Here is a 26228-nt window from a genome sequence, read left to right as displayed (position 1 = left end):
GATCAGGCGGCGAGCGCGATCCGGTCCGAGAGATCGCTGAAAGCCTTTTCAGAAAGGCTCGGGCGAACGGCGAACTCGATGATGGCGCAGAAAATTTCCGGCGGCGTGTTCTGCTGCATGGCGGAAAGCATCGCGGCCCGCTCCGCCGGGTTCATGGCCGGCACCATCAGGCGCAGGAAAGCCATGTTCTTTTCCGGCGACATGGAGGCGACGATGTGCATCTCGATCGTCGCCAGTTCCTCGTCTGTGCAGATCCTCCAGAGTTCCGGGGCCGTTACCGTTTCCTCCTCGTGCATATGAGCAAGGTCTTCCGCGAGATAGGCGGCGAAGGCGAGGTAGAGCTTGCGACCGGCCGCCTGCTTGTGCATCGGCCAGGCCTTCTCGATGTCGCTCGCCAGTTTTTCGAGCGTGGCGAAGGCGGCGCGGTGATCGTCGTGCTGGTCCTCGATTGTGGTGGTCGAAGCACCGCGTGCCCGCAGAACGCCGTGAATATGCTCGTCCTCATGCATCACATGGGAGGCTGCGAAGACGATGAAGCTGCGCAGATTGCCGAGCACGGTTTCGGCCTCGTCGGGGTTTTCGAAATCGGTCGAACCGATGCGGCAAAGCATGTCACAGCCGGCCTTACGCAGGCCCTTGTGAATGGCGCCGTAAAGGTCGTAACGGCCGGAGAGATCGGGGATGGCGGTCAGTGAAACGCCGTGGGAAACATTGTGGGTCATGGGGATTTCCTCTTGTCCTCAGCCCGGTCGGAACAGCCCGCCGGTGCGATGGGCAGGCTCTTAGGCCACCCCGCCTCGACCCGCTTCCTAAATGCTTCCTAACGGCCGCAACACGTTGCTAAAATTTTCCTATTTTCCTAAGATTGCGCTCAAACAGGGGAAGAGCGGTGATCGAGGCGGGGGTCGCAAGTTTCATCGAGGGACGGGTGATGATCCTCATCGCCACCCGCAACGACGCCCATCGCCCGATGATCGGGCGGGCGACGGGTGCGCGTTTCGATTCCGACAATGGACGAATTTCGCTGCTTGTTTCGGCGAGCCAGTGGCCCGACGCCGTGGCGCATGCCGTGCCCGAAGCGCCGATCTCGGCCACCTTCGTCAAGCCGGACAATTACAAGGCCTACCAGATCAAGGGACCGATCATCGAGGTGCGCGCGGCCGATACCATCGATCAGGCCCGCGGCAGCCGGTACGTCGCCGACATGCTCGCCGAAATGGGCGCGCTCGGGGTGAGCCGGCTGCAGCTTTCCAGCACGCTCAGCGACCGCAACCTCGTGCGCATCACTTTCTTTCCGCGCGACCTCTTCGTCCAGACACCCGGACCGGAGGCGGGACGCCGGCTTGGCGACAGCGGAACCGCGGCGTCATGATCCGGCTCAGCACCATCCGCGACGCCTTCGAGGGCGTGATACCCTCCGTCATCGCGACCACCGACCGGGAGGGCATGCCGAATGCCTCCTACCTGTCTCACGTCTATTACATCGATGACCACCATGTGGCGCTTTCCAACCAGTTCTTTTCCAAGACGGCGGAGAACGTGGCGGTGAACGGCCTCGCCACCGTCATGGTGGTCGATGGGCATCTTGGCCTGCAATACATCCTCGATCTCGTCTACGAGACCTCAATGACGGAAGGCCCGGTGTTCGAAACCGTCAGCGCGCATCTCGACGTGATGAGCGTCGAACAGGGCATGGGCGGGATCATGAAGCTCAGAGCGGTCGACATTTACCGGGTGGAGGACTGTCGGCTCGTGCCACCGGCCCACCCTCTGGAGGAGCCCTCGCCGGAGGCGGAGGATCGGCGCGACCATCTGGATCTCACCCGCCGGCTCGCCGTGCAGCTTGCGGCGGAAACCGATGCCGAGCATCTGCTGGACAAGGCGCTGGAGGGCCTGGAGACGATGTTCGGGTTCCGGCATTCCATGGTGCTGGTGCCGGACGACGAACGGAGGCTGCTTTCGACCATTGCCAGCCGCGGCTATGACCGCTTCGGCTTTGGTTCGGAAGTCGCGGTCGGTGCCGGCGTGATCGGCATGGCGGCAGCGACATGCCGGCCGGTGCGCATCAGCGATTTTCGCCGCAGCCGGCGCTACGTCAACGCGGTGGGTTCTGCAAGCGGCATTACCGGCACGGACCCGCTGCCGCTGCCGGCGCTTGCCTCGCCGCTCAGCCAACTCGCCGTTCCGATGGTGGCGCAAGGCAGGTTGGTCGGCGTGCTGTTCGTGGAGGCGGAACAGTCCTTCGCCTTCCGCCACCGCGATGAAGAGGCACTCTGTATTCTTGCCGGGCATCTCGCCCTCTCGATGACGCTGGCCGCGCAGGAACGCGAACGTCCCGAGAGCGAGGCCGAGGCGGAGAAACCGGCGCCCGCCGATACCACCCATGCGTCCGCCGGGCCGTTGCGCATCCGCTTCTATCCCCGTGACGGATCGATCTTCATCGACAACGACTACCTGATCCGTGGTGTGCCTGGCCGACTGCTGAAGCATTTCGTCGAGGAATATGCCAAAAGCGGGCGACAGGACTTCCTCAACCGCGAAATCCGCCGAGACAGGAGCCTGCAGCTTCCTGACTTCAAGGACAATCTGGAAACGCGTCTGATCCTGCTTCGACGGCGGCTCGAAGAAAAAGGCGGCCCTATCCGTCTTGGCCGCGCCGAACGCGGCCACATCCGCCTTGATATCGAAGGCATCCCCGAACTGGTGGTCGTGGAGGAATAGCCGGCGGTTCGGCCGATCTTTCGTGGAAAATCGAGAGCCTGACGCCCTCCAATGGCTTTCGGCGCCCTCTTGTGCAATAATTGCCGGTGAAACGAGGATATCGAGCCATAGCACCCGCGTCGACAGAACAGGAGAAATCACATCTCAGAGCCATGGCGGCAGCCATGTCAGGCCTGATGTGTATGCTGTTCGCCGCCCTGTTTGCGGTTTCGAGCGCAAGCCCGTGGCAGGACGCCGAGACGAGGCGGACGCAATCGCTGGACGCCGTATCCACCAGTTCCAAGCCCGCGTTTGCTGGCAAGCGCGATCCGGCCCGCATCGTCCTCACCGCAGATCTGCGGCAGGGCAACAAGGCGCGGACATCGGACAATCCCGATGCCTCCCCGGGCACCACCGGCATCGAACTGCCTGCATATGCGTGGGCTTTGCAGACGATCGAGCGGGGCCGCGACCCCGATCATCCGGCGCCGCCCGGTGCCTTTAATCCGCGCGCGCCGCCGCTCAAGGCCGCCTGATCCTTCATCCGACATACCATCGGCATATCGTCAACGCGGCCGGACAGCCATGCCTGTTCGCTGACCGCACAAATGGATGCATAAAATTGAGAAACTCGACATGGAAGGTGGTGAGCTACATCCTCATCATCCTCGCGGGGGTGCTTGTCGCGCTACCCAACGTTCTTTCAGACAAACAGTTCGCAAGCCTGCCAGGCTGGCTGCCGCACCAGAAGGTGTCGCTCGGCCTCGACCTGCGCGGCGGCTCGCATCTTGTTCTGGAGGTCGACCGCCCCTCGCTTGAAAACGAATGGCTGCAGAACCTCACCCAGGAAGCGCGGTCCAGCCTGCGTGACGCCAAGATCGATACGCGGGCGGTCCAGCGCCAGGGCAATGCCATCCTGATCACGCTCGCCGATCCCTCACAGCGAACAGCGGCAAAGCAGGAACTGGAAAAGCTCGGCAATCAGGTCACCGTCGGTGTGCGCACGGGTCTCGATCTTGACATCATCGATTCCGGCGACAACGGCATTACCGTCAAGCCATCGGACAACGGCATCACCCACCGGATGTCCAGCGCCGTCGACCAGAGCCTTGAAATCATCCGCCAGCGTGTCGACCAGGTCGGCGTTGCGGAACCGACGATCCAGCGCGTCGGCGGCGACCGTGTTCTCGTTCAGCTTCCGGGCGAACAGGACCCGACCAACCTGCGCGCGCTGCTCGGCTCGACGGCCAAGATGAGCTTCCATCTTCTCGGCAACCAGGGCGATCGCGGCGTGCGCATGCTGCAGGACGAACACGGCCAGACCTATCCCGTCCAGGAGCGCGTGCTGCTTTCGGGCGACCGTCTGACGGATGCAAGGGTGGCCTTCGACCAGCAGAACAACCAGCCGGTCGTCAGCTTCCGCTTCGACCAGACGGGCGCTACCCGTTTTGCCCAGATCACTCGCGAAAATGTCGGCAATCCGTTCGCCATCGTGCTCGACGACAAGGTGCTCTCCGCGCCCGTCATCCGGGAGCCGATCACCGGCGGCTCGGGCCAGATCTCCGGCGCCTTCACGGTTTCCGACGCAACCACGCTCGCCGCCCTCTTGCGCGCCGGCGCACTGCCGGCCAAGCTGACCGTCATCGAGGAACGCACCGTCGGCGCCGATCTCGGTAGCGACGCCATCGAGATGGGCATCATGTCCGGCCTCGTGGGCTTTGCGCTGGTCGTCGGTTTCATCATCGCGCTCTATGGCAGCTGGGGTCTTCTGGCGGTCGTCGCGCTGACCCTCAACGTCATCCTGACATTCGCCGGCCTGACGCTCTTCGGCGCAACGCTGACGCTGCCCGGCATCGCCGGTATCGTGCTCGGCATCGGTCTTGCCGTGGACGCCAACGTTCTCATCAACGAGCGTATCCGCGAAGAATGCCGCAAGGGCAGAAGCGCCTTTGCCGCCATCGACCTTGGCTTCGACAAGGCCTATTCGACCATCATCGACAGTAACGTCACCGCCCTGATCGCAACCGTGCTCCTGTTCTGGTTCGGCTCCGGCCCGGTTCGCGGCTTTGCCGTGACCATGGGCCTCGGCATCGCGATCTCGATGTTCACGGCGGTCTCGGTCGTCCGTGTCGCCATGGTAGCGATCGCCAACCGCTACAAGATGAAGACGATCAACATCCGCCCGCTGCTGCCGCTCAAGCTCATCAAGGACGGCACGAAGATCGACTTCATGAAGGCCCGCCTCGTCGGTATCGGCATTTCCGCCGTGCTGTCGATCACCTCCATCGCGCTCTTCATCTCGCCCGGGTTGAACTATGGCGTCGACTTCAAGGGCGGCATCCAGATCGAGGTATCGACGCAGGAGCCGGCCGATCTCGCCGTCTATCGTTCCGGCATCGAAAGCCTCGGTCTCGGGGAGGTCGCGCTTCAGGAATTCGGCGACCGCAACCACATGCTGCTGCGTCTCGAACGCCAGCACGGCCCGGAAACAGCACAGACCGAAGCCGTCGAAAAGGTTCGCGCCAAGATCGCCGAGATCAACCCCGTCGCCAAGATCGAACGCACGGAAGTCGTCGGCCCGAAGGTCAGCGGCGAACTGGCCACCGCCGGCATCCTGTCGGTCGTGCTCGCCAGCCTTGCGATGCTGGTCTACATCTGGGTCCGCTTCGACTGGCCGTTCGCCGTCGGGGCCATCGCGACGCTCGTTCTCGACGTGACGAAGACAATCGGCTTCTTCGCGCTGACGGGACTGGACTTCAACCTGACGGCGATCGCGGCGCTGCTGACGCTGGTCGGCTATTCGGTGAACGACAAGGTCGTGGTCTACGACCGCATGCGAGAAAACATGCGGCTCTACAAATCCATGCCGTTCCGCGACCTGATCAACCTGTCGATCAACGAAACGCTGGCCCGAAGCCTCTATACCTCGGCCACCGCCTTCCTCGCCATGCTGCCCATGGCGATCTGGGGCGGCAGCGCGGTGGAAAGCTTCGCCGTTCCGATGATCTTCGGCATCTTCATCGCGGCCTCTTCTTCCGTCTTCATCGCGGCACCCATCCTGCTCTTCCTGGGCGACTGGCGCACCCGCAGACAGAAGGCCAATGCTTCGGTCGAAACTGTCCAGCCGCAGGCGGAACAGGGCTGAACGAACAAAGCCGGCGGCGCTTCACGTCGCCGGCTCCCAAGGCAGCATCACCGACACGAATTTCCTTTGCCGTCCCAAGGCGCCGGTCTTCCGGGCAAGGCTGGACATATCGGCACTGCTTTGCGATTCAGATGTGGATCGTCACCGGGCCTGCCGATATGACGTCAGCCTGAAAGGCGAAACTCGATCGAGATAGGTGGTCAGCTGGCGTGACGGGTAACGACAATAGCTTTGTGAGTCCGGGCAACTTTCGCCTGTCGCGTCTGCGGCGGATGTTCAGCCTGGAGCGTATGGCGCTGATAACCCGCCGCACCGAATTCGGCCTTGCGGCGGTCGGTGCCGTCGTCGGCCTGTTGGCCGGACTGGTGGTCCTGGCCATGAGCTACATGAGTACCCTCATGCACCGCACGATCTTCGGTATCGAGCCTTCGGCAAGGCTCAGTTCCTCGCAATTCGAAAACAACCTCACCCTTCTCATCGCTCCGGTCGGCGGCGGCATCCTTCTCGGACTCCTGCTTTATGTTCTCGCCAGCAAGCGAAAGCGCAAACTGGTCGATCCGATCGAAGCGAATGCCCTTCACGGAGGACGTCTGTCCCTGACCGACAGCGTGCTCGTTGCAGTGCAGAACATCATCTCCAACGGCTTCGGCGCATCGGTGGGGCTTGAGGCCGGTTACACCCAGCTCGCCGCCGGCATCGCGTCGAAGCTCGGCATCAAGTTCAAGCTGCGGCGGTCGGACCTGCGAATGCTGGTCGGATGCGGGGCCGCTGGTGCGATTGCGGCCGCCTTCAATGCACCGCTGACTGGCGCCTTCTATGCCTTCGAGCTGATCATCGGTTCCTATACCATCATGGCGTTGACACCGGTGGTGGTCTCGGCGCTTGTCGCCACCTTGACCGTACGCCTGTTCGCCTCCCCCGATTTCATCGTCAGCATCGGCGAATTCGGTGCCGTGGTCCCCGCCGACTTCGTGCCCGCGATCCTGCTCGGAATCGTCTGCAGTGTCGTCGGCATCGCACTCATGCAATCTGTTTCCTACGTCGAGGAACTGGCGCGCAAAAGCTCGGTCCCGCCGCCGTTGCGACCCGTTCTGGGTGGTGTCGCGGTCGGTGTGCTGGGAATGATCTCGCCGCAGGTCCTGTCCGGTGGCCATGGCGCCCTGCATCTCAACCTGGCGCAGGATACAGCCGTCATCGCACTGCTTGGCCTTTTCCTGTTGAAGGCGCTGGCTTCCGCGATTTCGATCGGCTCTGGCTTCAGGGGCGGCCTGTTCTTTGCATCGCTGTTCATGGGAGCACTCCTCGGCAAGCTTTTCGCCTTCTCGGCTCCCTATTTCCAGGAGGCGACGCTGACGCCCGTGATTTATGCCATCGTCGGCATGAGTTCCCTCGGCGTCGCCGTCATCGGCGGCCCATTGACCATGACGTTTTTCGCGCTGGAAGTGACAGGCGATTTCCCCATCACGGCGCTGGTGCTGGCGGCAGTCATCACCTCGTCCTTCGTCGTGCGGACCACCTTCGGCTATTCCTTTGCGACCTGGCGCTTCCATCTGCGTGGAGAGACGATACGCAGCGCCCATGACGTCGGCTGGATCCGGAACCTCACTGTCGACAAGCTGATGCGCGCCGACGTGAAGACCGCAAACGCCGACATGAGCGTGAAGGAGTTCAGGAAGGTCTATCCCCTCGGCTCCACGCAAAGGGTCATACTGATGGATGAGAACGGCAAATATGCAGGTATCGTGCTGGTTCCCGAGGTCCATGGCGGGCTGGTCGAGCAGGACGAGGCCGATAAGAGGATTGTAGAATTCGTGCGCAACAGGAAGGACGTACTCCTTCCCCAGATGAATGCCAAACAGGCCGCGGCGCTGTTCGACGAGACCCACAGCGAAGCGCTTGCGGTCGTGAACAACCTGATCGAGCAGAAGGTGATCGGTCAGCTCAGCGAAAGCCATACGTTGAGACGTTACAGCGAAGAACTGGATCGCCGCAGGCAGGAGGTGTCAGGCGAGATCTGATCTTTGGCGAGAACCATCCTCCCCGCAACCAAAAAGCCGCCGGACTTTCACCCGACGGCTTTTCGATTCAATGAGGGTTGCCTGGCTCAGACGAACTGGCTGAGGCCCGGGACGGAGGCGACGACTTCGTCGACTGCTTCATCGCCGGCATATTCGCGGGCAACCACGATGGTTTCCTTGGCGAGCGTGGTGATCTCGCCCATGCCGAGGCCCTGGGCCATGAGCTGCTGGCCGAGGCCCATGATGCCGCCACCGCCGATGGCGCTCATCAGGCCGCCGAGCAGGCCCTTGCCCTCGCCTTCGCCGTTATACCTGGCGACGAGGTCCATGGCGCCGGGAATGGCTTCGATCATCTTAGCGACCGGTCCATCGGCGGCCTCGCGCTGAAGGAAGCCGAGCATCATGCCGACGGCCTTTTCGGCGACTTCCGGTTCGATGCCGACCTTTTCGGCGATGCGGGATACGAGTTCGTTCATGTCTTCCTCCTGCGGATTTTTTGACGTTAACGTCAACGTAATTGAACTGTTCTGCGAACTCAAGCGTCCGACCGGAACACTCCGCGGTTTTCCCCGCCCGGCAGTGTTCCACGTGCTGTTGTCGATGTTTCACACTATCCTTATAAGGGCAAGGTGATGAATCGATGAAAGTTGTCGCATGCCGGCCTTGCGCCGACAGGGGCACGGAAACGGGGAAGACAGGCATGCTCGAGAACGGGAAGCTCTATATCGGCACAAGCCGCAATCCGGACGACAGCCTCAACAAGCCGGAATATCTGGAGCTGAAATTCGGCAACCGCCACGGCATCGTCACCGGCGCCACCGGCACCGGCAAGACGGTTACGCTGCAGGTGCTGGCGGAGAGCTTCTCCAATGCCGGAGTGCCGGTGTTCTGCGCCGACATCAAGGGCGACCTTTCCGGCATCGCGGCCATGGGTGAGGCCAAGGACTGGGTGTCGAAGCGTGCCGAACAGATCGGCTTCAACGACTTCGCCTTCCAGGAATTCCCGGTCATCTTCTGGGATCTCTACGGCGAAAAGGGCCACCGCGTGCGCACCACCATCGCCGAGATGGGACCGTTGCTGCTGTCGCGCCTGATGGATGCCTCGGAAGCGCAGGAAGGCGTGCTCAACATCGCCTTCAAGATCGCCGACCAGGGCGGACTGCCGCTGATGGACCTCAAGGACCTGCAGGCGCTGCTCAACTACATGGGCGAGCATGCGACGGAACTTTCCAACCAGTTCGGCCTGATCTCCAAGTCCTCCGTCGGCTCTCTGCAACGCGGCCTGCTGGTGCTGGAGCAACAGGGCGCCGAACACTTCTTCGGCGAGCCGGCGCTGAAGATCTCCGACATCATGCGCACGACCAATGACGGGCGCGGCGCAATCTCGGTGCTGGCCGCCGACAAGCTGATGATGAACCCACGGCTCTACGCCACCTTCCTGCTCTGGCTACTTTCGGAACTGTTCGAAGAGCTGCCGGAAGTGGGCGATCCGGACAAGCCGAAGCTGGTCTTCTTCTTCGATGAGGCGCATCTGCTCTTCAACGACGCGCCGAAGGTGCTGACCGAGCGGGTCGAGCAGGTCGTGCGCTTGATCCGCTCCAAGGGCGTCGGCGTCTACTTCGTCACCCAGAACCCGCTCGACGTGCCGGAAACCATTCTCGCACAGCTCGGCAACCGCGTGCAGCATGCGCTGCGCGCCTATACGCCGCGTGAACAGAAAGCGGTGAAGACCGCCGCCGACACCTTCCGACCCAACCCGGCCTTCGACTGCGCAACGGCAATCACCACGCTCGGCACCGGTGAAGCGCTGGTCTCGACGCTGCAGGACAAGGGCATCCCGTCCATGGTCGAGCGCACGCTGGTACGCCCGCCATCGGGCCGCGTTGGTCCGCTTTCAGACGGCGAGCGGCAGGCCGTCATCAATGTCAGCCCGGTCGCCGGCCTCTACGACAAGGACCTCGACCGGGAATCCGCCTATGAGATCCTGACCGAGCGCGCCCGCAAGGCCGCGGAAGCGGAAGCCGCCAAGCGCGCGACGGAGGAACAGGCGAGCCAGGGAGCGAGCGACGACAGCGCCGCCGGCCGCTGGACGCTGCCGGGCTTCGGCAATGACGGCGAAGACGAGGCTCCCCGTTCGACCTCGAAGAACGGTAACGGCGGCACGCGCCGCTCTTCCGGCTACCAGCGCGAGACGGTGATCGAGGCCGCCATGAAGAGTGCCGCCCGCTCGGTCGCCACTTCGGTCGGCCGCGCCCTGGTGCGCGGCATTCTGGGCAGCCTGCGTCGCTGACCGGGATCGACAGGATGCGGTGGGAGAGCGGTCGTTCATTGCCGGTGGCCGCCCCGAACTGCATTCAAGCCCGGCTTGGCGTAGGCGCAAGCTATCCTGGTCCGTCATTCCGGGCTTGAGCCGCAATCCAGCTGCGCGATGTCCATCGCGCGGGAAACTCCGCCATTCGGTCGGCTTGGGAGTCTTTCCGGCTCGTGGACACTCGCCGGCTGGATGCCTGTGACAAGCACAGGCATGATGACGGGCGCTGCAAGCGCGTCGTGCTCACCTAAGCCCCCGCACCCCTTCTTGAAGCCTTGGCAGGATTTCAGCCGGATCCGCCCCGCGCTTACGGCAGGTAGGTGTAGAGCCAGTCGCGGATGTCTTCGGGCAGCGGCACCGTCTCACCCGTAACGGGATCGATGGCCGTCCAGAGCATCTCGATCTCGGCGGCCAGACGGTTTCCCGCTTCCACGGTCACGCTGAAGCCGATGGACTTGCCGCCGATCTTGTCGATATGCACCGTCAGGCGCGCTTCGTCGTCGAGCCTCAGCGGCTCGTGAAAACGACACTCGATCTTGCTTGCGACGAAGTGCGGCTCGTCCTCCAGCGGCGGCCGGTAACGCCAGAAATGGGCAAGAGCCGCTTCCGCGTGGACGATATAGGCGGCATTGTGCATGCGCCCATACATGTCGATGTCGCGGAAGGGTACGCGAAACCCGGAAACCTCCACCCGCTCGATATCGTCCATCGCTCCCAAGCCCCTGTTTCTCAAACTATTTAAGTCATCTAAGACCATTCGGCCAGTCATAACAAGGGTTCCACCCGGGAGGCGCTCTTTGGCAACGCGGGAAAACCGGACCTAATGGAGCAGGCGCAACAGGATTCCGCAGAGGACCCGGGCCTAGCCAATCTGGCGCGGTTCAGGCCCTGATCGTACCCTGATGAAAAAGCATCTGCCATTTGAGCCCGTTGTGCTTCCATATGGAACTTCGCAGCACACGTCGCTTTGAGCCATCCTGATATGAGCGCTCTGTTTCATAGGTCAGAAGGACAGCATCATTCGAGATGGGCTTGAGGGTGTAATTCGATGCCTGGAGTTCGCCGTCATTGTCATCGCCCTGCTCTGCCAACAGGCCGATGATTGTCGCTCGTTCATAGACTCTTCCCGATGCTCCGAACTCCATAAAACCTTCTGCGAGCAGGTCTTCGACCGCCTCTCTGCTGCGCCTTATCTCAGGGCGATGCAGGGCTTCTTCGAGCGATCGGATTTCTTCAAGGTCGGAAAATCTGGGCAATGCTGGAAACTCCGTTGAATATAGCGCACCAATCTATCCGCCCATCCGCTTTACCGCATCATGAAACCGGCATCCCCGCCTTACACCACTTGCTTCTCATTCCGGAAAAACCTCGCTGGCAGTGGATCATGACCGTGCACTGCACTATGTTCGCCGCAGGCCGAAGGACCTGTACCGATGACCACACGCCTCTACGAGCATGCCGTTTTCCTCGAACACCACACGCCGCCGGGACATCCGGAGCGGGCGGATCGGCTGCGTTCGCTCAATATCGCGCTCGAGCATCCCAATTTTTCCAGTCTCGACCGGAAGGAAGCGCCCATCGCCAACGAGGATGCGGTGACGCTCGCCCATCCGGAGGAATATCTGTTTTCGATCATGCGGCAGATCCCCGAAGAGGAGGACCGCATCAACCGCATCGAGAATGACACCTATGCCTCGCCGCAAAGCCTGAAGGCGGCGCTGACCGCCATCGGCGGGGCCATGGCCGCCGTCGACGATGTGATGGGTGGCAGTCACGACAACGCCTTCGTTGCCTCGCGCCCGCCGGGGCATCACGCCGAGAAGGCGAAGGCCATGGGCTTCTGTCTCTTCAACACGGTGGCGATTGCCGCCCGTCATGCGCAGCTAAAGCATGGCGTGGAGCGCGTCGCCATCGTCGACTGGGACGTGCATCACGGCAACGGCACGCAGGACATTTTCTGGGACGATCCGTCGGTTCTCTTCTGCTCCACCCATCAGATGCCGCTCTATCCCGGCACGGGAAAGAAGGACGAAACCGGCATCAAGAACAACGTGGTCAATGCGCCGCTTTCGCCCAATGTCGGCTCGGAGCATTTCCGCGAGGCCTTCAAAAGCCGCGTGCTGCCGGCACTGCACGATTTTTCGCCCGACCTGATCCTGATTTCGGCCGGCTTCGACGCCCATCACCGCGATCCGCTTGCGCAGATCAACCTCGTGGGCGAGGATTTCGACTGGGCGACGGGGCGGTTGATGGAAGTCGCCGACCGTTTCGCCCATAACCGGGTCGTCAGCGTTCTCGAAGGCGGCTATGATCTCGAAGGCCTCGCCGAATCGGCGGGCCTGCATATCATGAGACTGATGAAGGGTTGAGTATGTCCGAAAGCGCCGTTCCCGCCGATATCTCCGGCTATTCCTTCGAGAAGGCGGTTGCCGAACTCGAAAGCATCGTCGCGCGGCTCGAACGCGGCGACGTGGCGCTGGACGAGTCGATCACGATCTACGAGCGCGGCGAACTTCTGAAGAAGCACTGCGAGGCCCTGCTCAACGCCGCCGAAAACCGGATCGAGAAAATCCGCCTCGACCGGGCCGGCAAGGTCCAGGGCACCGAGCCGCTCGACCGGGAATAACCCTCAACCCACAAAGGCACAGGCCAGCCGCATATGGACCCCATCGCCACGCTCCTGCATCTCATGGCCATCCACATTCTGATGGCGATGCTGCCGGGGCCGAATACGGTGGTGGTCAGCTATTGTTCGGCAAGCGTTTCCCGCCGCGCCGGGCTGGTTGCCGCATTCGGCGTCACCTGTGCTTCCCTCGTCTGGCTTTCGCTCAGCCTTGCGGGCATCAGCATGCTGCTGATGCAGGCCGGCGAGCTTTACCGTATCGTCCGTCTCGCGGGTGCGGCCTACCTGATCTATGTCGGCGTCAAGATGCTGCGTTCGCGCGGCGGCGGTCTGGAAAACGCCGGCAGGCCCGTCTATCGCTCACCCTTCCTGGCCGGAGCGGTGACGACGCTCAGCAATCCGAAATCCGCCGTGTTCTGGACCAGCGTGTTCAGCGTGGTGCTGCCGGCCGGAGCGCCCGGCTGGTTCTACGGCACCGTTCTCGCCGTGATCGGCCTGCAGGCCTTCCTGTGGTACAGCTTCGTGGCTCTCGCCTTCTCGACACCGTTCAGCCGCAGGCAATATGCCCGGGTTACGACCATGCTCAACCGGGTCTCCGGCGTCTTCATGATCTTCTTCGGCATCCGCATCGCTGACGAGGTGCGCCGGGAATTCGTGGCCCGCGTCTGAGGTCAGGCCCGGCGGAGAAATATACGCCGCCGTATCAGGCATAACCGCACTGTCTTTTCTCGGAATTCGACCCTACATTAGCGACCGACGCCAATATGGAGGCCTGAACCCATGTCGTTCTTTCCCGGAAATGATCCTGTTCCCGGCGATGCATTCGCCTGTGACGCCATCGAACACCTGATCATTCCGCGCACCAGCGACCTCGGCGGTTTCTCGGTGAAGCGGGCGTTGCCTTCGGCACGCCGCCGACTGGTCGGCCCCTTCATCTTCTTCGACCGGATGGGCCCTGCCCTCCTGAAGGCCGGCGAGGCGATGGACGTGCGTCCGCATCCGCATATCGGGCTTTCCACCGTCACCTATCTCTTCGATGGCGAGATCCAGCATCGCGACAGCCTCGGCACCGAACTGGTGATCCAGCCCGGCGACATCAACCTGATGACGGCCGGTCGAGGCATCGTGCATTCCGAACGCACCCCGGAAAAGCTGCGCGGCAATCCGTTTTCGATTTCCGGCCTGCAAACCTGGCTGGCGTTGCCCGACGATCAGGAGGAGATCGATCCCGCCTTCGCCCACACGGAAAAGAGCGCCATGCCGACTTTCGATTCGGCCGGAGCGAGCGGACGGGTGGTCATCGGCAGCATCGGCGGGCTGACATCGCCGGTCAAATCCTATTCCGACACGCTTTATGTCGATGTGACACTCGTTCCCGGCGGCAGCTTCCCCTTCGACGCCAGCCACGAGGAGCGGGCGGCCTATGTGCTGTCCGGCGAAGTGGAGATTGCGGGCGATGTCTTCGCCGCCGACCAGTTGCTGGTGTTCCGTCCGGGTGACGCGATTACGCTTCGCGCCGGCGCTGCGGGCTGTCACATCATGCTGTTCGGAGGAGCAGCACTCAATTCGAAGCGCCACATCTGGTGGAATTTCGTGTCATCCTCCAAGGAACGCATCGAACAGGCGAAGGAAGAATGGCGAAGTGGACGCTTCGATATCGTTCCCGGCGACGAGGAGGAGTTTATTCCTTTGCCCGAAGGCTTTTGACGGTTATATAAGCCCTTCGGCACCGTTTGTGAGGCATCGCGCTTTTGTCGTCCGGTTAATTCCTGTAAAGGCGGACGACACGCCGAAAATGAAGACAAGCTCAAGAGTTACGCGCCAGTGACACCCCTTCCCGAGACTCCCTTGCTGGACAAGGTCAAGCTTCCCGCAGACCTGAGAGGTCTTGACGACCGTGACCTGCCGCAGCTCGCAGCAGAACTTCGCAAGGAAATGATCGACGCCGTGTCGAAGACCGGCGGTCATCTCGGCGCGGGTCTCGGCGTGGTGGAACTCACCATCGCCATTCACAAGGTCTTCGAAACGCCTGACGATCGGCTGATCTTCGACGTGGGACACCAGTGTTATCCGCACAAGATCCTGACAGGGCGGCGCGACCGCATCCGGACGCTGCGCCAGGAAGACGGTCTCTCCGGCTTCACCAAGCGGGCCGAGAGCGAATACGACCCCTTCGGCGCGGCTCATTCCTCGACCTCGATCTCGGCCGGCCTCGGCATGGCGGTCGCCTCTGATCTTGCCGGCACCGACCGCAAGGTGATCGCCGTCATCGGCGACGGGGCGATGTCGGCCGGCATGGCCTATGAGGCACTGAACAATGCCGGCGCGCTCGATGCGCGGCTGATCGTCATCCTCAACGACAACGACATGTCGATTGCCCCGCCGACCGGCGCGATGAGCGCCTATCTGGCGCGCCTTGCCTCCGGCCGAACCTATATGGGCTTCCGCGAGATCGGCAAGAAGCTCACCGCCTATCTCGGCAAGAACGTCGACCGGGCGATCACCCGGGCCGTCGGCCATGCGCGCGGCTATGTGACTGGCGGCACGATGTTCGAGGAGCTCGGCTTCTACCATATCGGCCCGATCGACGGTCATTCCTTCGAGCACCTTCTGCCGGTCCTGCGCAACGTGCGCGACAATGCGCTCGGCCCCGTGCTGATCCATGTAGTAACGCAGAAGGGCAAGGGCTATGCTCCGGCCGAAGCCGCCGCCGACAAGTATCACGGTGTCAACCGGTTCGACGTCATCACCGGCGCTCAGGCGAAGGCAAAGCCGAACGCACCGAGCTATACCTCGGTCTTCGGCGAAACGCTGGTGCAGGAAGCCCGCCTGGACGACAAGATCGTCGGCATTACCGCCGCCATGCCCTCCGGCACCGGCCTCGACAAGCTGCAGGAGGTCTTCCCAAAGCGGACCTTCGATGTCGGCATCGCCGAGCAGCATGCCGTCACTTTCGCGGCAGGACTTGCGACGGAAGGCTACAAGCCTTTCTGCGCGCTCTATTCCACCTTCCTGCAGCGCGGTTACGACCAGGTGGTGCATGACGTGGCGATCCAGGGCCTGCCGGTCCGCTTCCCGATCGACCGCGCCGGTTTCGTCGGCGCCGATGGTCCGACCCATGCCGGTTCGTTCGATACCGGCTTCCTCGCCAGCCTGCCGGGCTTCGTGGTGATGGCGGCTGCTGACGAGGCGGAACTGAAGCACATGGTGCGCACGGCCGTTGCCTATGACGACGGCCCGATCTCCTTCCGCTATCCGCGCGGCGAAGGCGTCGGCGTACAGCTTCCCGAACGCGGCGAAATTCTCGAAATCGGCAAGGGCCGCGTGATCCGTCAGGGCAGCAAGGTGGCTCTCCTCTCCTTCGGCACCCGTCTTGCCGACTGCATGCTGGCGGCCGAAGATCTGGAGGCAGCAGGGCTTTCCACCACGGTTGCCGATGCCCGTTTCGCCAAGCCGCTCGATCACGACCTCATCCGCCAGCTTGCCCGCCATCACGCCGTGCTGGTCACGGTCGAGGAAGGTGCGGTCGGCGGTTTCGGCTCGCAGGTCCTGCATTATCTCGCGACCGAAGGCCTACTCGACAGCGGGCTCAAGGTGCGGCCGCTGGTTCTGCCGGATATCTGGATGGATCAGGCAAAGCCCGAGACCATGTATGCCCGCGCCGGTCTCGACCATACGGGCATCCTGAAAACCGTCTTTGCCGCGCTCGGCCAGAGCGGCGTCGGCGTCAACGCGGCCGGATAACATTTCCGGCGAACAGAGGGAGGCCAGCATGCGCTCTTCTATCGTCGCCGGTTTCTTGGCCACGGCGCTGGCCTCAGTCTTCGCCATTGGCCCTGCTGCCGCCGAGGACGCGGCGCAGGTTCAGCGCAATATGGAAGCCTTCCTCAAGGCCGAACCGGCCTGCGCCGAATTCACCGACCAGTGCAGCATCTGCAAGGTCACGGACGGTCAGCCGGTCTGCTCGACGCCATCGATCGCCTGTATCAAGAAGGACTATGTCTGCACCCGCAAGCGCGGCGAGTAACGGCGGCAAAATCGCAACGGCTCCGTCGTCTTGAAATCGAGGTAGCACCGCTCACGCTGGACTTCCGCCCCGCGCCCCGGTAGACCGGAGCCCAATCCAGACAAAAAATCATGAGAACGCAGCCCAAACCTGCGCCCCCACCTGCGCCCCAAGGGAGGCCGTGATGCAGATGTCCGCCATTGCCGAAGACTTCGCACCCGACTGGGCGGCGATTGCCGTGGTGATCCTGGGCGTCACGGCGTTTTCCGTCGGACAGGGTCTGACCTATCCGCTGATCGCGCTGGTACTGGAAAGCCGTGGCGTTTCGTCGAGCCTTGCCGGCCTCAATGCTTCCGTCTTCGCGGCGGGGCTTGCCACCTCGACCCTGCTGATCGGACGGCTGACCACGATGCTGAGAGGCGACCGGCTGATCGTCGCCGGTCTCGTCGGGGCATCCGCGTCGCTGACGGCATTCGCGATATTCGATGCGGTCTGGGTGTGGTTCATCGCCCGCTTCCTGCTCGGATTCTCAACCAGCATCATCTTCACCATCAGCGAGGCATGGCTGAACACGGCCTGTCCCGACCGACTGCGCGGCCGGGTTTCCGGCATATACGGCGCCAGCATGTGCGCGGGATTTGCCGCAGGGCCGCTTGCCATTCCCTTCGTCGGCACGGAAGACGGTTTCGCCTTCGCGCTGGTTGCCGTCTACATCGCCTTCGTCGCCTTCGCATCGGTAATGCTCGGACGTTTCGCCCGGACAAGGCCAGAGCGCTCGTCGGCTGGCGGACTGATCCAGTTCGTGCGGCTTGCGCCCATTCTGGTGCTGATGGTCGTCGCCTTCGGCTTTTCCGACATCGCGGCGATCTCGACCATCCCGCTCTACTTCGTCGAGCGCGGCTATTCCGAGAACTTCGCCGCCTTCGTCGTGACCATGGTGGCGCTGCCGACGGCCCTTGCCCAGCCGCTGGTCGGCTACCTGCTGGACCGCATTCCGCGTGCAATCATCACCGTCGGGTCTGCCATCGCCTGCGGCGCAAGTTTCATGGTTTTGCCCCTCCTGACATCGGAGATCGCGCTGCTGGTTACCGTTTCCGTGCTCGGGGCGGCAAGCTTCTCGCTCTATACCTGCGCGCTGACCCTGCTCGGCGACCGTTTCCGCGGCGGTCTGCTGGTTTCGGGCGCTGCCGCCTATGGTCTTGCCTATGCGATCGGCAGTGCTGCCGGTTCCGGTGCGATGGGCGTCGTCATGGATAGCGTGTCACTGGATGCCGGTCCGCTCTCCATCGGCATCACCATGCTGGTCTTCGCCGGCATATTCGCCTTCGGCCTAGCGCGTCGTCCAGCGGCAACGAAGGGCTGAGCGATGCTCGAAACCTCGCCTCCCGAAATCTTCGACTGTCAGTCCTGCGGCGCGTGCTGCGCCTATTCGGCGGAATGGCCGCGCTTCTCGCTGGAAAGCGACGAGGAAATCGCCGCCATTCCCGAGGCGATGATCGCAAAAGACGAAAGCGGCATGAAGTTCGAGAACGGACGCTGCGCGGCACTGACCGGCGAAGTCGGCAAGCATGTCGGCTGTTCGGTCTACATGGTGCGCCCGCATGTCTGTCGCACCTGCATGCCGGGCGACGAGGAATGCAAGATCGCGCGCGCCGAATTCGGCTTCAGCCTTGCGGGCCTGCCGGATCCGGATCGTTATTTCAGCTGAGTGCCCGAGCCTGCGGGGTCTTAGTTCGATCCTTCGGGGATGGTAACGGTAATCGTGTCCGCCGTCAGTTCGCTGCCGAGTTCGACGGTCTGCGCCTGCTTGTCGTAAACGCAGACGTAAGTGACCTTGGCGTCGCCACCCTTGGCCTTGCCGCTGAGGACCGCGAGACCAAAGCGTTCGGAGCCGAAGGGGTCGACCGCAATCGCGGCCTTCTCGATCTTCGGCTCTGCAGCCTCGAGACACTTCTTCTTCACATCGGCGGCGAACTCTTCCCACGCGCCATCGGACGAAGCAAGTGCCGGAACAGCAAGCGCGAAAAAGGCCAGTGAAGCAGTAAGGCTGCGGCGCATCGAAAGCTCCTCAAGGTTTTGTTTCGACTGTTTTACCGGTCTGGAATGAACGCTGCGTGAAGTGGCCCTGCGGCAGTGAATTCTTTCTCCGGAATGGAACAATTTTGACCTTTGGCAGGTTGCCTCCCGGAGGTTCCGCTCCTATGTTCCCGTCACCCGCCGAATTCGCAATCTGTTGCCAAAAGGAGATTTTACCATGGCTTTCGAATTGCCTGCACTTCCTTATGCCTACGACTCGCTTGCGCCGTTCATGTCGGCCGAAACGCTGGAATACCACCACGACAAGCATCACAAGGCTTACGTCGACAACGGCAACAAGCTTGCTGCCGAAGCCGGCTTGGCCGACCTGTCGCTCGAGGAAGTCGTCAAGAAGTCCTTCGGCACCAACCAGGGCCTCTTCAACAACGCTGCCCAGCACTACAACCACGTCCATTTCTGGAAGTGGATGAAGAAGGACGGCGGCGGCAACAAGCTTCCGGGCAAGCTGCAGGCCGCTATCGACAGCGACCTCGGCGGTTACGACAAGTTCAAGGCTGATTTCATCGCAGCCGGCACCACGCAGTTCGGCTCCGGCTGGGCATGGCTTTCCGTCAAGGACGGCAAGCTCGCCATCTCCAAGACCCCGAACGGCGAAAACCCGCTGGTTCACGGCGCCTCCCCGATCCTCGGCGTCGACGTATGGGAACACTCCTACTACATCGACTACCGCAACGCTCGTCCGAAGTACCTCGAAGCCTTCGTCGACAGCCTGATCAACTGGGACTACGTTCTCGAACTTTACGAAGCCGCAGCGAAGTAATCTTCGCCGCCGTTTCATCGGCTTGTCGAAACACCTGGTACGGAAACGTGCCAGGTGTTTTGCTTTTCATATACTGGCTGGAAAGCCTTCCGCTCAGCCGGCAGGCTTGAGCGAGGAGCTGATGTCCAGCAGGACCTTGCTGTGCTTTTCCTGTTCGCCCTTGGTGCCCCAATAGGTGATGACCAGAAGCTTGCCGCGCTTCGGCGAGACCAGCGACACGCCGATGCTGACATCGCCGTCCTTGTCGGTGCCGCTCCAGTCGAAATTGGTCATTTCCATGCCGTTGAACTTGTCCTCGGACTGCTTCTGCGTCGTGGGGTCGATCTTCACCCCGTTGTCTTCCAGAAACGCGAAAACATCATCGATCACCTTGTCCGTCGTGTCGCTTTCGGCAACGTCGATGGAGAGGTAGATCGCGCCGTCATCCGAGGTCGCCTCAATGCCGGATTCCGTCTCGGACGGTCCCCAGCTGTCGGGAATCTCTATGGATGCGATCGGTTCGTCGCTTGGAAATTCAAGCGTTGCAGCCTGCGCTGCGCCTGAGAGTGAAAGAGCCACGAAGGCCGCGGCAAGAATGGTCTTCATCTGATGACACCTGCTGAGAGAAAGGGTTCGGAAACGAATGTCGACCACCCCCGCGTACCGTGTTCCCCCGACGCAGCCAGGCCGCTTTTCACTCGCCCTGTTACCAGCGATACCCCGAGATCGCCTGACTCGCCTAACTTTTTTGGGGAGTACAGCGTCTCGATCTCCGGAACCTTACCGCCCCTTTCGCGTTCTCCCGTCGAGAAGTTTCAACGAGACCGAAAGGAAGAGACTATGGCTTCGACCAACAACAGCGACATCATGAACGAGTTGCGCAGCCTGCAGGCACAGGTCATGCATTTCAAGGATCTGCTGGCTGAGGAAGGCGACAAGGTCTCCGGTCAGGTGCGTGGGCGTGCAGCCACGGCATTGAACGGCGCCTCGCGCAAGGCGCAGGACGTGGCCACCTATGCCAAGGACGAGGCCGGCACCGTGGCATCTGTCGTACGCGAACATCCCGCAGCAACTTCAACGGCTCTCTTGACCGTCGGCATTCTCGGCGGCCTGATCGGCTATTTCCTCGCCAGCGCCACCCAGCCTTCGCGCAACAGCAGCAACTGGAACTGGCGCTAAGGTCACATGCCAGGGCGACCCGCCCGCGATGGCCTATAACAAAAAAGCCCGGCATCAGCCGGGCTTTTCGTTGTGAACAAAGGGAACGATCAGAATTCCGACCATTCCTGCTTGGCCGCAGCCGCCGAACCTCCGCCGAAAGCGCTGGAGACACGACCGGCGAGCGCGCGGGCCGGAGAAGCAGCGGGCTTCGCGTCGCGACCTGCCGGACGCGGTGCCGACACCTGACGCTCGGAGCCGAGCTGGAACTGCGCCAGAAGCGCATTGAGCGAGGCGGCCTCGGTCGCCAGCGAGTGGCTGGCTGCCGTCTGCTGTTCCACCATGGCGGCGTTCTGCTGAGTGCCTTGGTCCATCGAGTTGACGGCGGTGTTGATCTCCTGCAGGCCGGTTGACTGTTCGCGGCTTGCGGTAACGATCGCCGACACATGGTCGCTGATTTCCAGAACCGCGTGCACGATCTTTTCAAGCTCGGTGCCCGTTTCATCGACCAGCGCCACGCCGTTGCCGACCTGTGCGGAAGAGGTCGAGATCAGCGACTTGATTTCCTTTGCTGCGTTCGCAGAACGCTGGGCGAGTTCGCGGACTTCCTGTGCGACGACCGCGAAACCCTTGCCGGCCTCGCCAGCGCGGGCAGCCTCGACGCCGGCGTTCAGCGCCAGAAGGTTGGTCTGGAAGGCAATGTCCTCGATCACGCTGATGATCTTGCCAATCTCGCCGGATGACTTCTCGATCTCGGTCATGGCGGCAACGGCATTGCCGACGACCTGACCGGAGCGCTCGGCGCCGGCGCGGGTGCGGGCAACGAGAGCGCCGACATCCTCGGCGCGGCGCGCGGTATCCTTGACCGTGGTGACGACCTGCTCAAGAGCGGCCGCGGTTTCCTCAACGGAAGCCGCCTGCTGTTCGGTGCGCTTGGCGAGGTCGTCAGCCGAGGCGCGGATTTCCGATGCGCCGGCATTGATCGCGGCGGCGTTGTCACCAACGGAGCGAAGTGCGGCCTGAAGCTTGTCCAGCGAGGCATTGAAGTTGAGCCTGAGAGCATCGAGACGGGCTGCGAACGTGGTGTCGATGCGATAGGCGACGTTTCCGTCCGCAAGCGCGGTGAGACCGGTGGCGAGCTGGTCCATGGCGAAGCCGATTTCTTCGGCCTCGCGAGCCTTCTCGGCCTCGGCGCGACGGCGCTCCTCTTCGGCCTGGGCACGCATGGCTTCAGTTTCTCCCGACAGGCGCAGCTTCTCGATGGCAGCATCCTTGAAGACGACGACGGCTTTCGCCATCTTGCCCACTTCGTCACCCCGGTCGAGGGCCGGAACGTCAACGTCGTGCTCGCCATCGGCTAGGCGCGTCATGGCGGCGGTCATGCCGACGATAGGCAGAACGATGGCGCGGGAAAGCTGCCAGATGAGGAATACTGCAACGACACCCGCAATGCCGCCACCGACGAGCAATGCCATTTCAAGATTGAAGTGGGCGCTTTCCAGAGCCTGATGGTTGCGGACGGATACCTCGCCGATCTGGGCCTTGATCTTCGCAGCTTCGGCGCGGAAAGCATCGAGCTGCCCCTTGGAAGCGTTGCGGCCGATCTCGACGATCTCGGAAATCGGCTTGTCCGTATCCTTGGCTGCGGCGAGCTGCGGCTCCGAGAGTTCCTTGTGGAAGATGTCGGCTGCGGACTTCATCGAATCCAGCGATGCGACGATCGAAGGCATGTCGGCGGCCGCCTGCCTCGCTTCCGCGATATAGGTCAGCATCTTCTCGCGATAGGCAAAGACGTCGGCATAGGTGCTTTCGCTGCGAAACAGCAGGTAGCCACGCAGGTTGACGGCCTGCTCCAGCATGGATTCCAGCGCCATGTCGGAGAGTGCGAGGACGTGTTCGGACTTGCCCTGTTCCTGCGCGGCAAGCTTGGCGCGATAGGCCTCGACGAAGACAATGGCGGTCGCGATGAAGCAACTGGCCATGATGCCGAGGAAAGTCAGGATCAGCTTCTTGTTGAGTGAAAGGTTCTTCAGGGACATGCAATCAGTCTCTTTCGCCTGGCGATCAACGAGAACAGTTGCATTGAACCGAACTCTACCGCCGCATCGGGCATGATTGCGCTTTCAATCGGGAATACCGATGAGCCGCCCCGAAAGCGAGCCATGGATATCCCCGACGAAGCCGCGGCGCGATCCATCATGGATGCAGCCAAATGTGCGGCCCTACAGGCAATCGACCGAAGATAGACCGATTGCCCTTATTTTTTCGTTATGGACTATAGACAAATTGCCGGCTTTCCCCGGCGAGGGAGAAATGCTTCCAGTCAGGCTCACTCGGAGGCTACCAGTAGCAGGATATCGAGATCCCGTTCCGGAAAGAAATCCTCCGCCTTCATCTCGAAGGTGGTCGGGCCGGTCTTCGTCACACCCTCGCCGCAGAAGCTGACGAAGTTGTTCGGCTTCCCCTTGTCGATGGTCAGCTTGAAGTTCCTGATCGGGCCGCCCCAGTTGGCCCCTGTCGTCAGGACATAGGAGATCCAGTTTTCCGTGTAGTATGGTCCTTTCCCGTCCTGGCTGGCCTTTTCGAGCTTTGCCGCCGTGCGCATGAAATCGTCATCGAGACAGTAACGCGTCTTGTATGTCTCATAAGCGTATTCGGTCGGTTGACCATTCTCTATGAAGGTCATGGCGACCGTGCCGCCGACGCTTGGCGTGTAGGAATGATGAACTTTCACATCCTTGCCCGCGGGAAAGGTCGTCTTCCACCAGTAGGCGGATTTCAGCGTCCAAAGCGGCGCGGGGTGATGTTCCCAGCCATTGCCGGCATCATAGGCATCGTCATAGACGAGGCCGCGCGACATCCAGTCGGCCAGCACGTCCTCCGGCAATTTCTCGATAGCCTCGCCGGTCTCCTCGCTGAAAGGCTGGAGAGGTACGCCCTGCGCGGTCACCACATTCGTCATATCGATGCCTGCGGCATAAACGCGCTGCTGCAGTTGCGGCGTGATCGGCTGCCCATCCTGGGTGACGGAAAAGCCGAGGAAATTATCCTTCTCCAACTCCGGGAGAGATATGTTGACATCCGGCCCGGCGGTGATGTCCGGCATGGGAAAGGCGACATAGGATACAATGTCCTTGTCGGTACCGTTGTGGAAGACGTAATTGACCTCGACGCGTTCAGACGAAATGAAAAGCTCTTCCGACGTCATCTCGACTTCAGTGGTCTGCACATAGACCAGACCGCCGGTTTTCACTTCGGCCATGGTGTCATTGGCAAGCACAGGCATCGCCCCCAGAACGCCAATAGCGGCCAACAGAACCTGCTTCATCATCTCTCCCCCTTTGATCCATCCGGCGAAGCGCATCGCGATACACCGAGTTAGCGGGGCAAAGACGTGAAGGTCAATCGTGGAAGGTCACAGGCACTCGCTTCCTTTCAACGAAAAACCCTCCAGCCATGAACCGGAGGGTTTCGCTCTATTCAATCGTGTTGGAGCGTTGCTCAGAACTCCGTCCACTCGTCGGCCTTGAGGGCCGTGTTACCCTGAACCACGGGCATCGAGCGGCGGGCGACCGGTGCCGGGGCCGACTTCGGCGCGCTGCGGGTCGCCGGAGATGCCGCGGCCGGAGCCTGACGGCTGCCAGCCAGCTTGAAGCGGGCGATCAGATCACTCAGGCGGGCGCTTTCCATGGCAAGGCTTGCGCTTGCGGCGTTCGATTCCTCGACCATCGCAGCGTTCTGCTGGGTCACCTGGTCCATCTGGTTGACGGCGGTATTGACCTCGCTCAGACCGTTCGACTGTTCCCGTGCCGAGGTGGCGATGGCGCTCATGTGATCGTTGATGACGAGGATGAGTTCCTCAATCGACTTCAGCGCGACGCCGGTCTCGCGGACCAGCTTGACGCCGTTCTGCACCTCGCCGGCCGAGTTCTGAATGAGACCCTTGATTTCCTTTGCGGCCTGGGCCGAACGCTGGGCAAGTTCACGAACTTCCTGGGCAACGACGGCAAAGCCCTTGCCCGCTTCACCGGCGCGGGCCGCCTCGACACCCGCGTTGAGCGCCAGCAGGTTGGTCTGGAAGGCGATTTCGTCGATCACGCTGATGATATTGGAAATCTGGCTGGAGGATTCCTCGATCCGGCTCATGGCGTTGACCGCTTCCGAGACGACCGCGCCGGAGTGGGTGGCGCTCGCCGTTGCCTTGGTCGCCACTTCGCGGGCCTCTTCGGCGCGCTTGGTGGAGTTGGAGACGTTTACCGTGATCTGGTCGAGCGCGGCGGCGGTTTCTTCAAGCGAGGCGGCCTGCTGTTCGGTACGGCGGGACAGATCTTCTGCACCGGACGAAATCTCGCGGGTACCGTTGTCGATGGTGCGGGTGGCACCGGCGACTGCGGCCAACGTTTCGCCAAGCTGTTTCACCGCCGAGTTGAAGTCCGCCTTGAGGCCTTCGAAATCCTCGGAGACCTGTTCGGTGATCTGGAAGGTGAGGTCACCGCCTGCAAGGCTCTTCATGCCGACCGCAAGGGCGCTGGTGGCTTCGAGCAGCTTGCGGCGAGCTTCTTCCTCGGCGCGGCGCTGAAGGACGACACGCTGTTCCTCGTTCGAGCGTCGCTGTTCCTCGGCCTCATGCGACAGGCGGATGTTCTCGGTCGCAGCTTCACGGAAGACCTGAACGGCACCGGCCATGGCGCCGATTTCGTCGGTGCGCGTGGAGAATGGTACCGGCGACGCCGTATCGCCACCGGCCAGCCGACGCATGGACTCGGTGATCTTCTGGATGGGTGCGGCAATGCCGACCATTGCAAAAATCGCTGCTGCGATAACGATCGCGAAAACGATGGCGACCGTGACGTAGGTCGATATGACAGCCGCGTGATAGGTCACCTTGGAGGCAGCAACGGACTGCTCAGCTCCATCGACGCTTACCTGAACCAGTTCGTCCAGAAGCGTCAGGACAGGCTGCATCAGGGAGCGCATGTCCTCGATGACCTTCAGTGCCTCATCTTTACGGTTGCTGCGCGACAGAACAAGCACGTCCTCACCACGCTTGTTGTAGAACTTCACGGCAACCACGATCTGGTTGAACAGGTCCCGCTCGTGGGCGGAGGTAATAAGCGGCTCATAGAGCTTGACTGCGGTATCGAACTCTTTCAGGCGGTTCTGAACCGCACGGTCAGCCTCCACGAGAGCTTCCGGCGTTCTCGATGTGACATGGCTGAGATAACCGATGCGAAGATCGAAAGTCGCAGCCTCCAGTTCCTTCGCCATCCTGACGCTCGGCAGCCAATCCTCGGAGACCTCGCTGGAAGCCCTGTCGATCGCTTCGAATGAGCGGAGTGTCAGCCACGCAAAAACAGTGGTGATGAAGGCAATAATGACAAAAGTTGCAATAAGGGAATTTTTGATATTTGGCCGGGACATAGGGAATCTA

At 61.9% G+C, this 26228-nt stretch carries 25 protein-coding genes; 16 read left to right on the top strand and 9 right to left on the bottom strand.

Annotated features, from left to right (window positions below):
- Positions 1-2 precede the first annotated feature (2 nt).
- Complete coding sequence (locus NBH21_RS01365; RefSeq protein ID WP_250912168.1) at positions 3-722, bottom strand: hemerythrin domain-containing protein; 720 nt, start codon at positions 720-722, stop codon at positions 3-5.
- A 167-nt stretch (positions 723-889) separates the two neighbouring features.
- Here NBH21_RS01365 and NBH21_RS01360 point away from each other — a divergent pair, with 167 nt between their 5' ends.
- From NBH21_RS01360 to NBH21_RS01340, 5 genes are all read left to right on the top strand, one after another.
- Positions 890-1372, top strand: coding sequence for a hypothetical protein (locus tag NBH21_RS01360; RefSeq protein ID WP_250912167.1), 483 nt, complete (start codon positions 890-892; stop codon positions 1370-1372).
- Complete coding sequence (locus tag NBH21_RS01355; RefSeq protein WP_250912166.1) at positions 1369-2721, top strand: GAF domain-containing protein; 1353 nt, start codon at positions 1369-1371, stop codon at positions 2719-2721. Before NBH21_RS01360 ends, NBH21_RS01355 begins: the two co-directional genes overlap by 4 nt.
- A 164-nt stretch (positions 2722-2885) precedes the next feature.
- Positions 2886-3236 carry a hypothetical protein gene (locus NBH21_RS01350; RefSeq protein ID WP_250912165.1) on the top strand — a complete coding sequence of 117 codons (351 nt, stop codon included), beginning with the start codon at positions 2886-2888 and terminating at the stop codon, positions 3234-3236.
- 86 nt (positions 3237-3322) lie between these two features.
- Positions 3323-5845 (top strand): protein translocase subunit SecD, encoded by a 2523-nt coding sequence (gene secD / locus NBH21_RS01345; protein ID WP_250912164.1) that lies wholly within the window; start codon positions 3323-3325, stop codon positions 5843-5845.
- A gap of 290 nt (positions 5846-6135) precedes the next feature.
- The gene (locus NBH21_RS01340) at positions 6136-7863 is read left to right on the top strand and encodes a chloride channel protein (protein WP_425340367.1); all 1728 of its coding nucleotides are present in this window, start codon (positions 6136-6138) and stop codon (positions 7861-7863) included.
- An 86-nt stretch (positions 7864-7949) separates the two neighbouring features.
- Here NBH21_RS01340 and NBH21_RS01335 read toward each other — a convergent pair whose 3' ends face one another.
- Positions 7950-8339 (bottom strand): hypothetical protein, encoded by a 390-nt coding sequence (locus tag NBH21_RS01335; protein WP_250912163.1) that lies wholly within the window; start codon positions 8337-8339, stop codon positions 7950-7952.
- Positions 8340-8563: 224 nt separating this feature from the next.
- On the opposite strand from NBH21_RS01335, the gene NBH21_RS01330 reads away from it, so the two are divergent.
- Positions 8564-10153, top strand: a complete 1590-nt coding sequence (locus NBH21_RS01330) for a helicase HerA-like C-terminal domain-containing protein (RefSeq protein ID WP_250912162.1) — start codon at positions 8564-8566, stop codon at positions 10151-10153.
- Between the two features lie 328 nt (positions 10154-10481).
- Here the strand turns inward: NBH21_RS01330 and NBH21_RS01325 are convergent, their stop codons facing one another.
- Together NBH21_RS01325 and NBH21_RS01320 are read right to left on the bottom strand one after the other, a co-directional pair.
- Complete coding sequence (locus NBH21_RS01325) at positions 10482-10883, bottom strand: acyl-CoA thioesterase (protein ID WP_250912161.1); 402 nt, start codon at positions 10881-10883, stop codon at positions 10482-10484.
- A gap of 172 nt (positions 10884-11055) precedes the next feature.
- A complete protein-coding gene (locus NBH21_RS01320; RefSeq protein WP_250912160.1) occupies positions 11056-11430 on the bottom strand; it encodes a nuclear transport factor 2 family protein in 375 nt (124 codons plus the stop codon).
- A gap of 177 nt (positions 11431-11607) precedes the next feature.
- Here NBH21_RS01320 and NBH21_RS01315 point away from each other — a divergent pair, with 177 nt between their 5' ends.
- From NBH21_RS01315 to NBH21_RS01280, 8 genes are all read left to right on the top strand, one after another.
- A complete protein-coding gene (locus tag NBH21_RS01315) occupies positions 11608-12543 on the top strand; it encodes a histone deacetylase family protein (RefSeq protein WP_250912159.1) in 936 nt (311 codons plus the stop codon).
- A gap of 2 nt (positions 12544-12545) precedes the next feature.
- Positions 12546-12800, top strand: a complete 255-nt coding sequence (locus tag NBH21_RS01310; RefSeq protein ID WP_099056925.1) for an exodeoxyribonuclease VII small subunit — start codon at positions 12546-12548, stop codon at positions 12798-12800.
- A gap of 33 nt (positions 12801-12833) precedes the next feature.
- A complete protein-coding gene (locus NBH21_RS01305; protein WP_250912158.1) occupies positions 12834-13466 on the top strand; it encodes a LysE family translocator in 633 nt (210 codons plus the stop codon).
- A gap of 111 nt (positions 13467-13577) precedes the next feature.
- On the top strand, positions 13578-14504 hold the full coding sequence (locus NBH21_RS01300) for a pirin family protein (RefSeq protein WP_250912157.1): 927 nt from the start codon (positions 13578-13580) through the stop codon (positions 14502-14504).
- 117 nt (positions 14505-14621) lie between these two features.
- The gene (gene dxs / locus NBH21_RS01295) at positions 14622-16541 is read left to right on the top strand and encodes a 1-deoxy-D-xylulose-5-phosphate synthase (protein WP_250912156.1); all 1920 of its coding nucleotides are present in this window, start codon (positions 14622-14624) and stop codon (positions 16539-16541) included.
- Between the two features lie 28 nt (positions 16542-16569).
- The gene (locus tag NBH21_RS01290; RefSeq protein ID WP_250912155.1) at positions 16570-16824 is read left to right on the top strand and encodes a hypothetical protein; all 255 of its coding nucleotides are present in this window, start codon (positions 16570-16572) and stop codon (positions 16822-16824) included.
- A gap of 163 nt (positions 16825-16987) precedes the next feature.
- Entirely contained in the window at positions 16988-18166 is a 1179-nt protein-coding gene (locus NBH21_RS01285; protein ID WP_250912154.1) for an MFS transporter, read from the top strand.
- Positions 18167-18169: 3 nt separating this feature from the next.
- Positions 18170-18511 carry a YkgJ family cysteine cluster protein gene (locus NBH21_RS01280; protein ID WP_163903881.1) on the top strand — a complete coding sequence of 114 codons (342 nt, stop codon included), beginning with the start codon at positions 18170-18172 and terminating at the stop codon, positions 18509-18511.
- 20 nt (positions 18512-18531) lie between these two features.
- On the opposite strand, the gene NBH21_RS01275 is transcribed toward NBH21_RS01280, so the two are convergent.
- On the bottom strand, positions 18532-18861 hold the full coding sequence (locus NBH21_RS01275) for a hypothetical protein (protein ID WP_250912153.1): 330 nt from the start codon (positions 18859-18861) through the stop codon (positions 18532-18534).
- A gap of 196 nt (positions 18862-19057) precedes the next feature.
- On the opposite strand from NBH21_RS01275, the gene NBH21_RS01270 reads away from it, so the two are divergent.
- The gene (locus NBH21_RS01270) at positions 19058-19660 is read left to right on the top strand and encodes a superoxide dismutase (RefSeq protein ID WP_250912152.1); all 603 of its coding nucleotides are present in this window, start codon (positions 19058-19060) and stop codon (positions 19658-19660) included.
- A 93-nt stretch (positions 19661-19753) separates the two neighbouring features.
- Here the strand turns inward: NBH21_RS01270 and NBH21_RS01265 are convergent, their stop codons facing one another.
- Positions 19754-20245: an SIMPL domain-containing protein gene (locus NBH21_RS01265; protein WP_250912151.1), complete on the bottom strand. Its 492-nt coding sequence runs from the start codon at positions 20243-20245 to the stop codon at positions 19754-19756.
- A gap of 234 nt (positions 20246-20479) precedes the next feature.
- Here NBH21_RS01265 and NBH21_RS01260 point away from each other — a divergent pair, with 234 nt between their 5' ends.
- Positions 20480-20818, top strand: coding sequence for a hypothetical protein (locus tag NBH21_RS01260; protein WP_250912150.1), 339 nt, complete (start codon positions 20480-20482; stop codon positions 20816-20818).
- Between the two features lie 89 nt (positions 20819-20907).
- Here NBH21_RS01260 and NBH21_RS01255 read toward each other — a convergent pair whose 3' ends face one another.
- The 3 genes from NBH21_RS01255 to NBH21_RS01245 form a co-directional block, all read right to left on the bottom strand.
- Positions 20908-22836, bottom strand: coding sequence for a methyl-accepting chemotaxis protein (locus tag NBH21_RS01255; protein ID WP_250912149.1), 1929 nt, complete (start codon positions 22834-22836; stop codon positions 20908-20910).
- 290 nt (positions 22837-23126) lie between these two features.
- Positions 23127-24128, bottom strand: coding sequence for a DUF4424 domain-containing protein (locus tag NBH21_RS01250; RefSeq protein ID WP_250912148.1), 1002 nt, complete (start codon positions 24126-24128; stop codon positions 23127-23129).
- 170 nt (positions 24129-24298) lie between these two features.
- The gene (locus NBH21_RS01245) at positions 24299-26218 is read right to left on the bottom strand and encodes a methyl-accepting chemotaxis protein (RefSeq protein ID WP_250912147.1); all 1920 of its coding nucleotides are present in this window, start codon (positions 26216-26218) and stop codon (positions 24299-24301) included.
- Positions 26219-26228 lie beyond the last annotated feature (10 nt).

The organism is Ciceribacter sichuanensis (assembly GCF_024055605.1).
Lineage (GTDB): Bacteria > Pseudomonadota > Alphaproteobacteria > Rhizobiales > Rhizobiaceae > Allorhizobium > Allorhizobium sichuanense.
This window is presented reverse-complemented; position numbering and strand designations above follow the sequence as displayed.

Bases quoted from the DNA above. Each gene is read 5' to 3' on its own strand.
- NBH21_RS01365 (WP_250912168.1), bottom strand. From the start codon at position 722: ATGACCCACAATGTTTCCCACGGCGTTTCACTGACCGCCATCCCCGAT.
- NBH21_RS01355 (WP_250912166.1), top strand. From the start codon at position 1,369: ATGATCCGGCTCAGCACCATCCGCGACGCCTTCGAGGGCGTGATACCC.
- NBH21_RS01350 (WP_250912165.1), top strand. From the start codon at position 2,886: ATGTCAGGCCTGATGTGTATGCTGTTCGCCGCCCTGTTTGCGGTTTCG.
- NBH21_RS01340 (WP_425340367.1), top strand. From the start codon at position 6,136: ATGGCGCTGATAACCCGCCGCACCGAATTCGGCCTTGCGGCGGTCGGT.
- NBH21_RS01335 (WP_250912163.1), bottom strand. From the start codon at position 8,339: ATGAACGAACTCGTATCCCGCATCGCCGAAAAGGTCGGCATCGAACCG.
- NBH21_RS01330 (WP_250912162.1), top strand. From the start codon at position 8,564: ATGCTCGAGAACGGGAAGCTCTATATCGGCACAAGCCGCAATCCGGAC.
- NBH21_RS01325 (WP_250912161.1), bottom strand. From the start codon at position 10,883: ATGGACGATATCGAGCGGGTGGAGGTTTCCGGGTTTCGCGTACCCTTC.
- NBH21_RS01315 (WP_250912159.1), top strand. From the start codon at position 11,608: ATGACCACACGCCTCTACGAGCATGCCGTTTTCCTCGAACACCACACG.
- NBH21_RS01310 (WP_099056925.1), top strand. From the start codon at position 12,546: ATGTCCGAAAGCGCCGTTCCCGCCGATATCTCCGGCTATTCCTTCGAG.
- NBH21_RS01305 (WP_250912158.1), top strand. From the start codon at position 12,834: ATGGACCCCATCGCCACGCTCCTGCATCTCATGGCCATCCACATTCTG.
- NBH21_RS01300 (WP_250912157.1), top strand. From the start codon at position 13,578: ATGTCGTTCTTTCCCGGAAATGATCCTGTTCCCGGCGATGCATTCGCC.
- NBH21_RS01290 (WP_250912155.1), top strand. From the start codon at position 16,570: ATGCGCTCTTCTATCGTCGCCGGTTTCTTGGCCACGGCGCTGGCCTCA.
- NBH21_RS01285 (WP_250912154.1), top strand. From the start codon at position 16,988: ATGCAGATGTCCGCCATTGCCGAAGACTTCGCACCCGACTGGGCGGCG.
- NBH21_RS01280 (WP_163903881.1), top strand. From the start codon at position 18,170: ATGCTCGAAACCTCGCCTCCCGAAATCTTCGACTGTCAGTCCTGCGGC.
- NBH21_RS01275 (WP_250912153.1), bottom strand. From the start codon at position 18,861: ATGCGCCGCAGCCTTACTGCTTCACTGGCCTTTTTCGCGCTTGCTGTT.
- NBH21_RS01270 (WP_250912152.1), top strand. From the start codon at position 19,058: ATGGCTTTCGAATTGCCTGCACTTCCTTATGCCTACGACTCGCTTGCG.
- NBH21_RS01265 (WP_250912151.1), bottom strand. From the start codon at position 20,245: ATGAAGACCATTCTTGCCGCGGCCTTCGTGGCTCTTTCACTCTCAGGC.
- NBH21_RS01260 (WP_250912150.1), top strand. From the start codon at position 20,480: ATGGCTTCGACCAACAACAGCGACATCATGAACGAGTTGCGCAGCCTG.
- NBH21_RS01255 (WP_250912149.1), bottom strand. From the start codon at position 22,836: ATGTCCCTGAAGAACCTTTCACTCAACAAGAAGCTGATCCTGACTTTC.
- NBH21_RS01250 (WP_250912148.1), bottom strand. From the start codon at position 24,128: ATGATGAAGCAGGTTCTGTTGGCCGCTATTGGCGTTCTGGGGGCGATG.
- NBH21_RS01245 (WP_250912147.1), bottom strand. From the start codon at position 26,218: ATGTCCCGGCCAAATATCAAAAATTCCCTTATTGCAACTTTTGTCATT.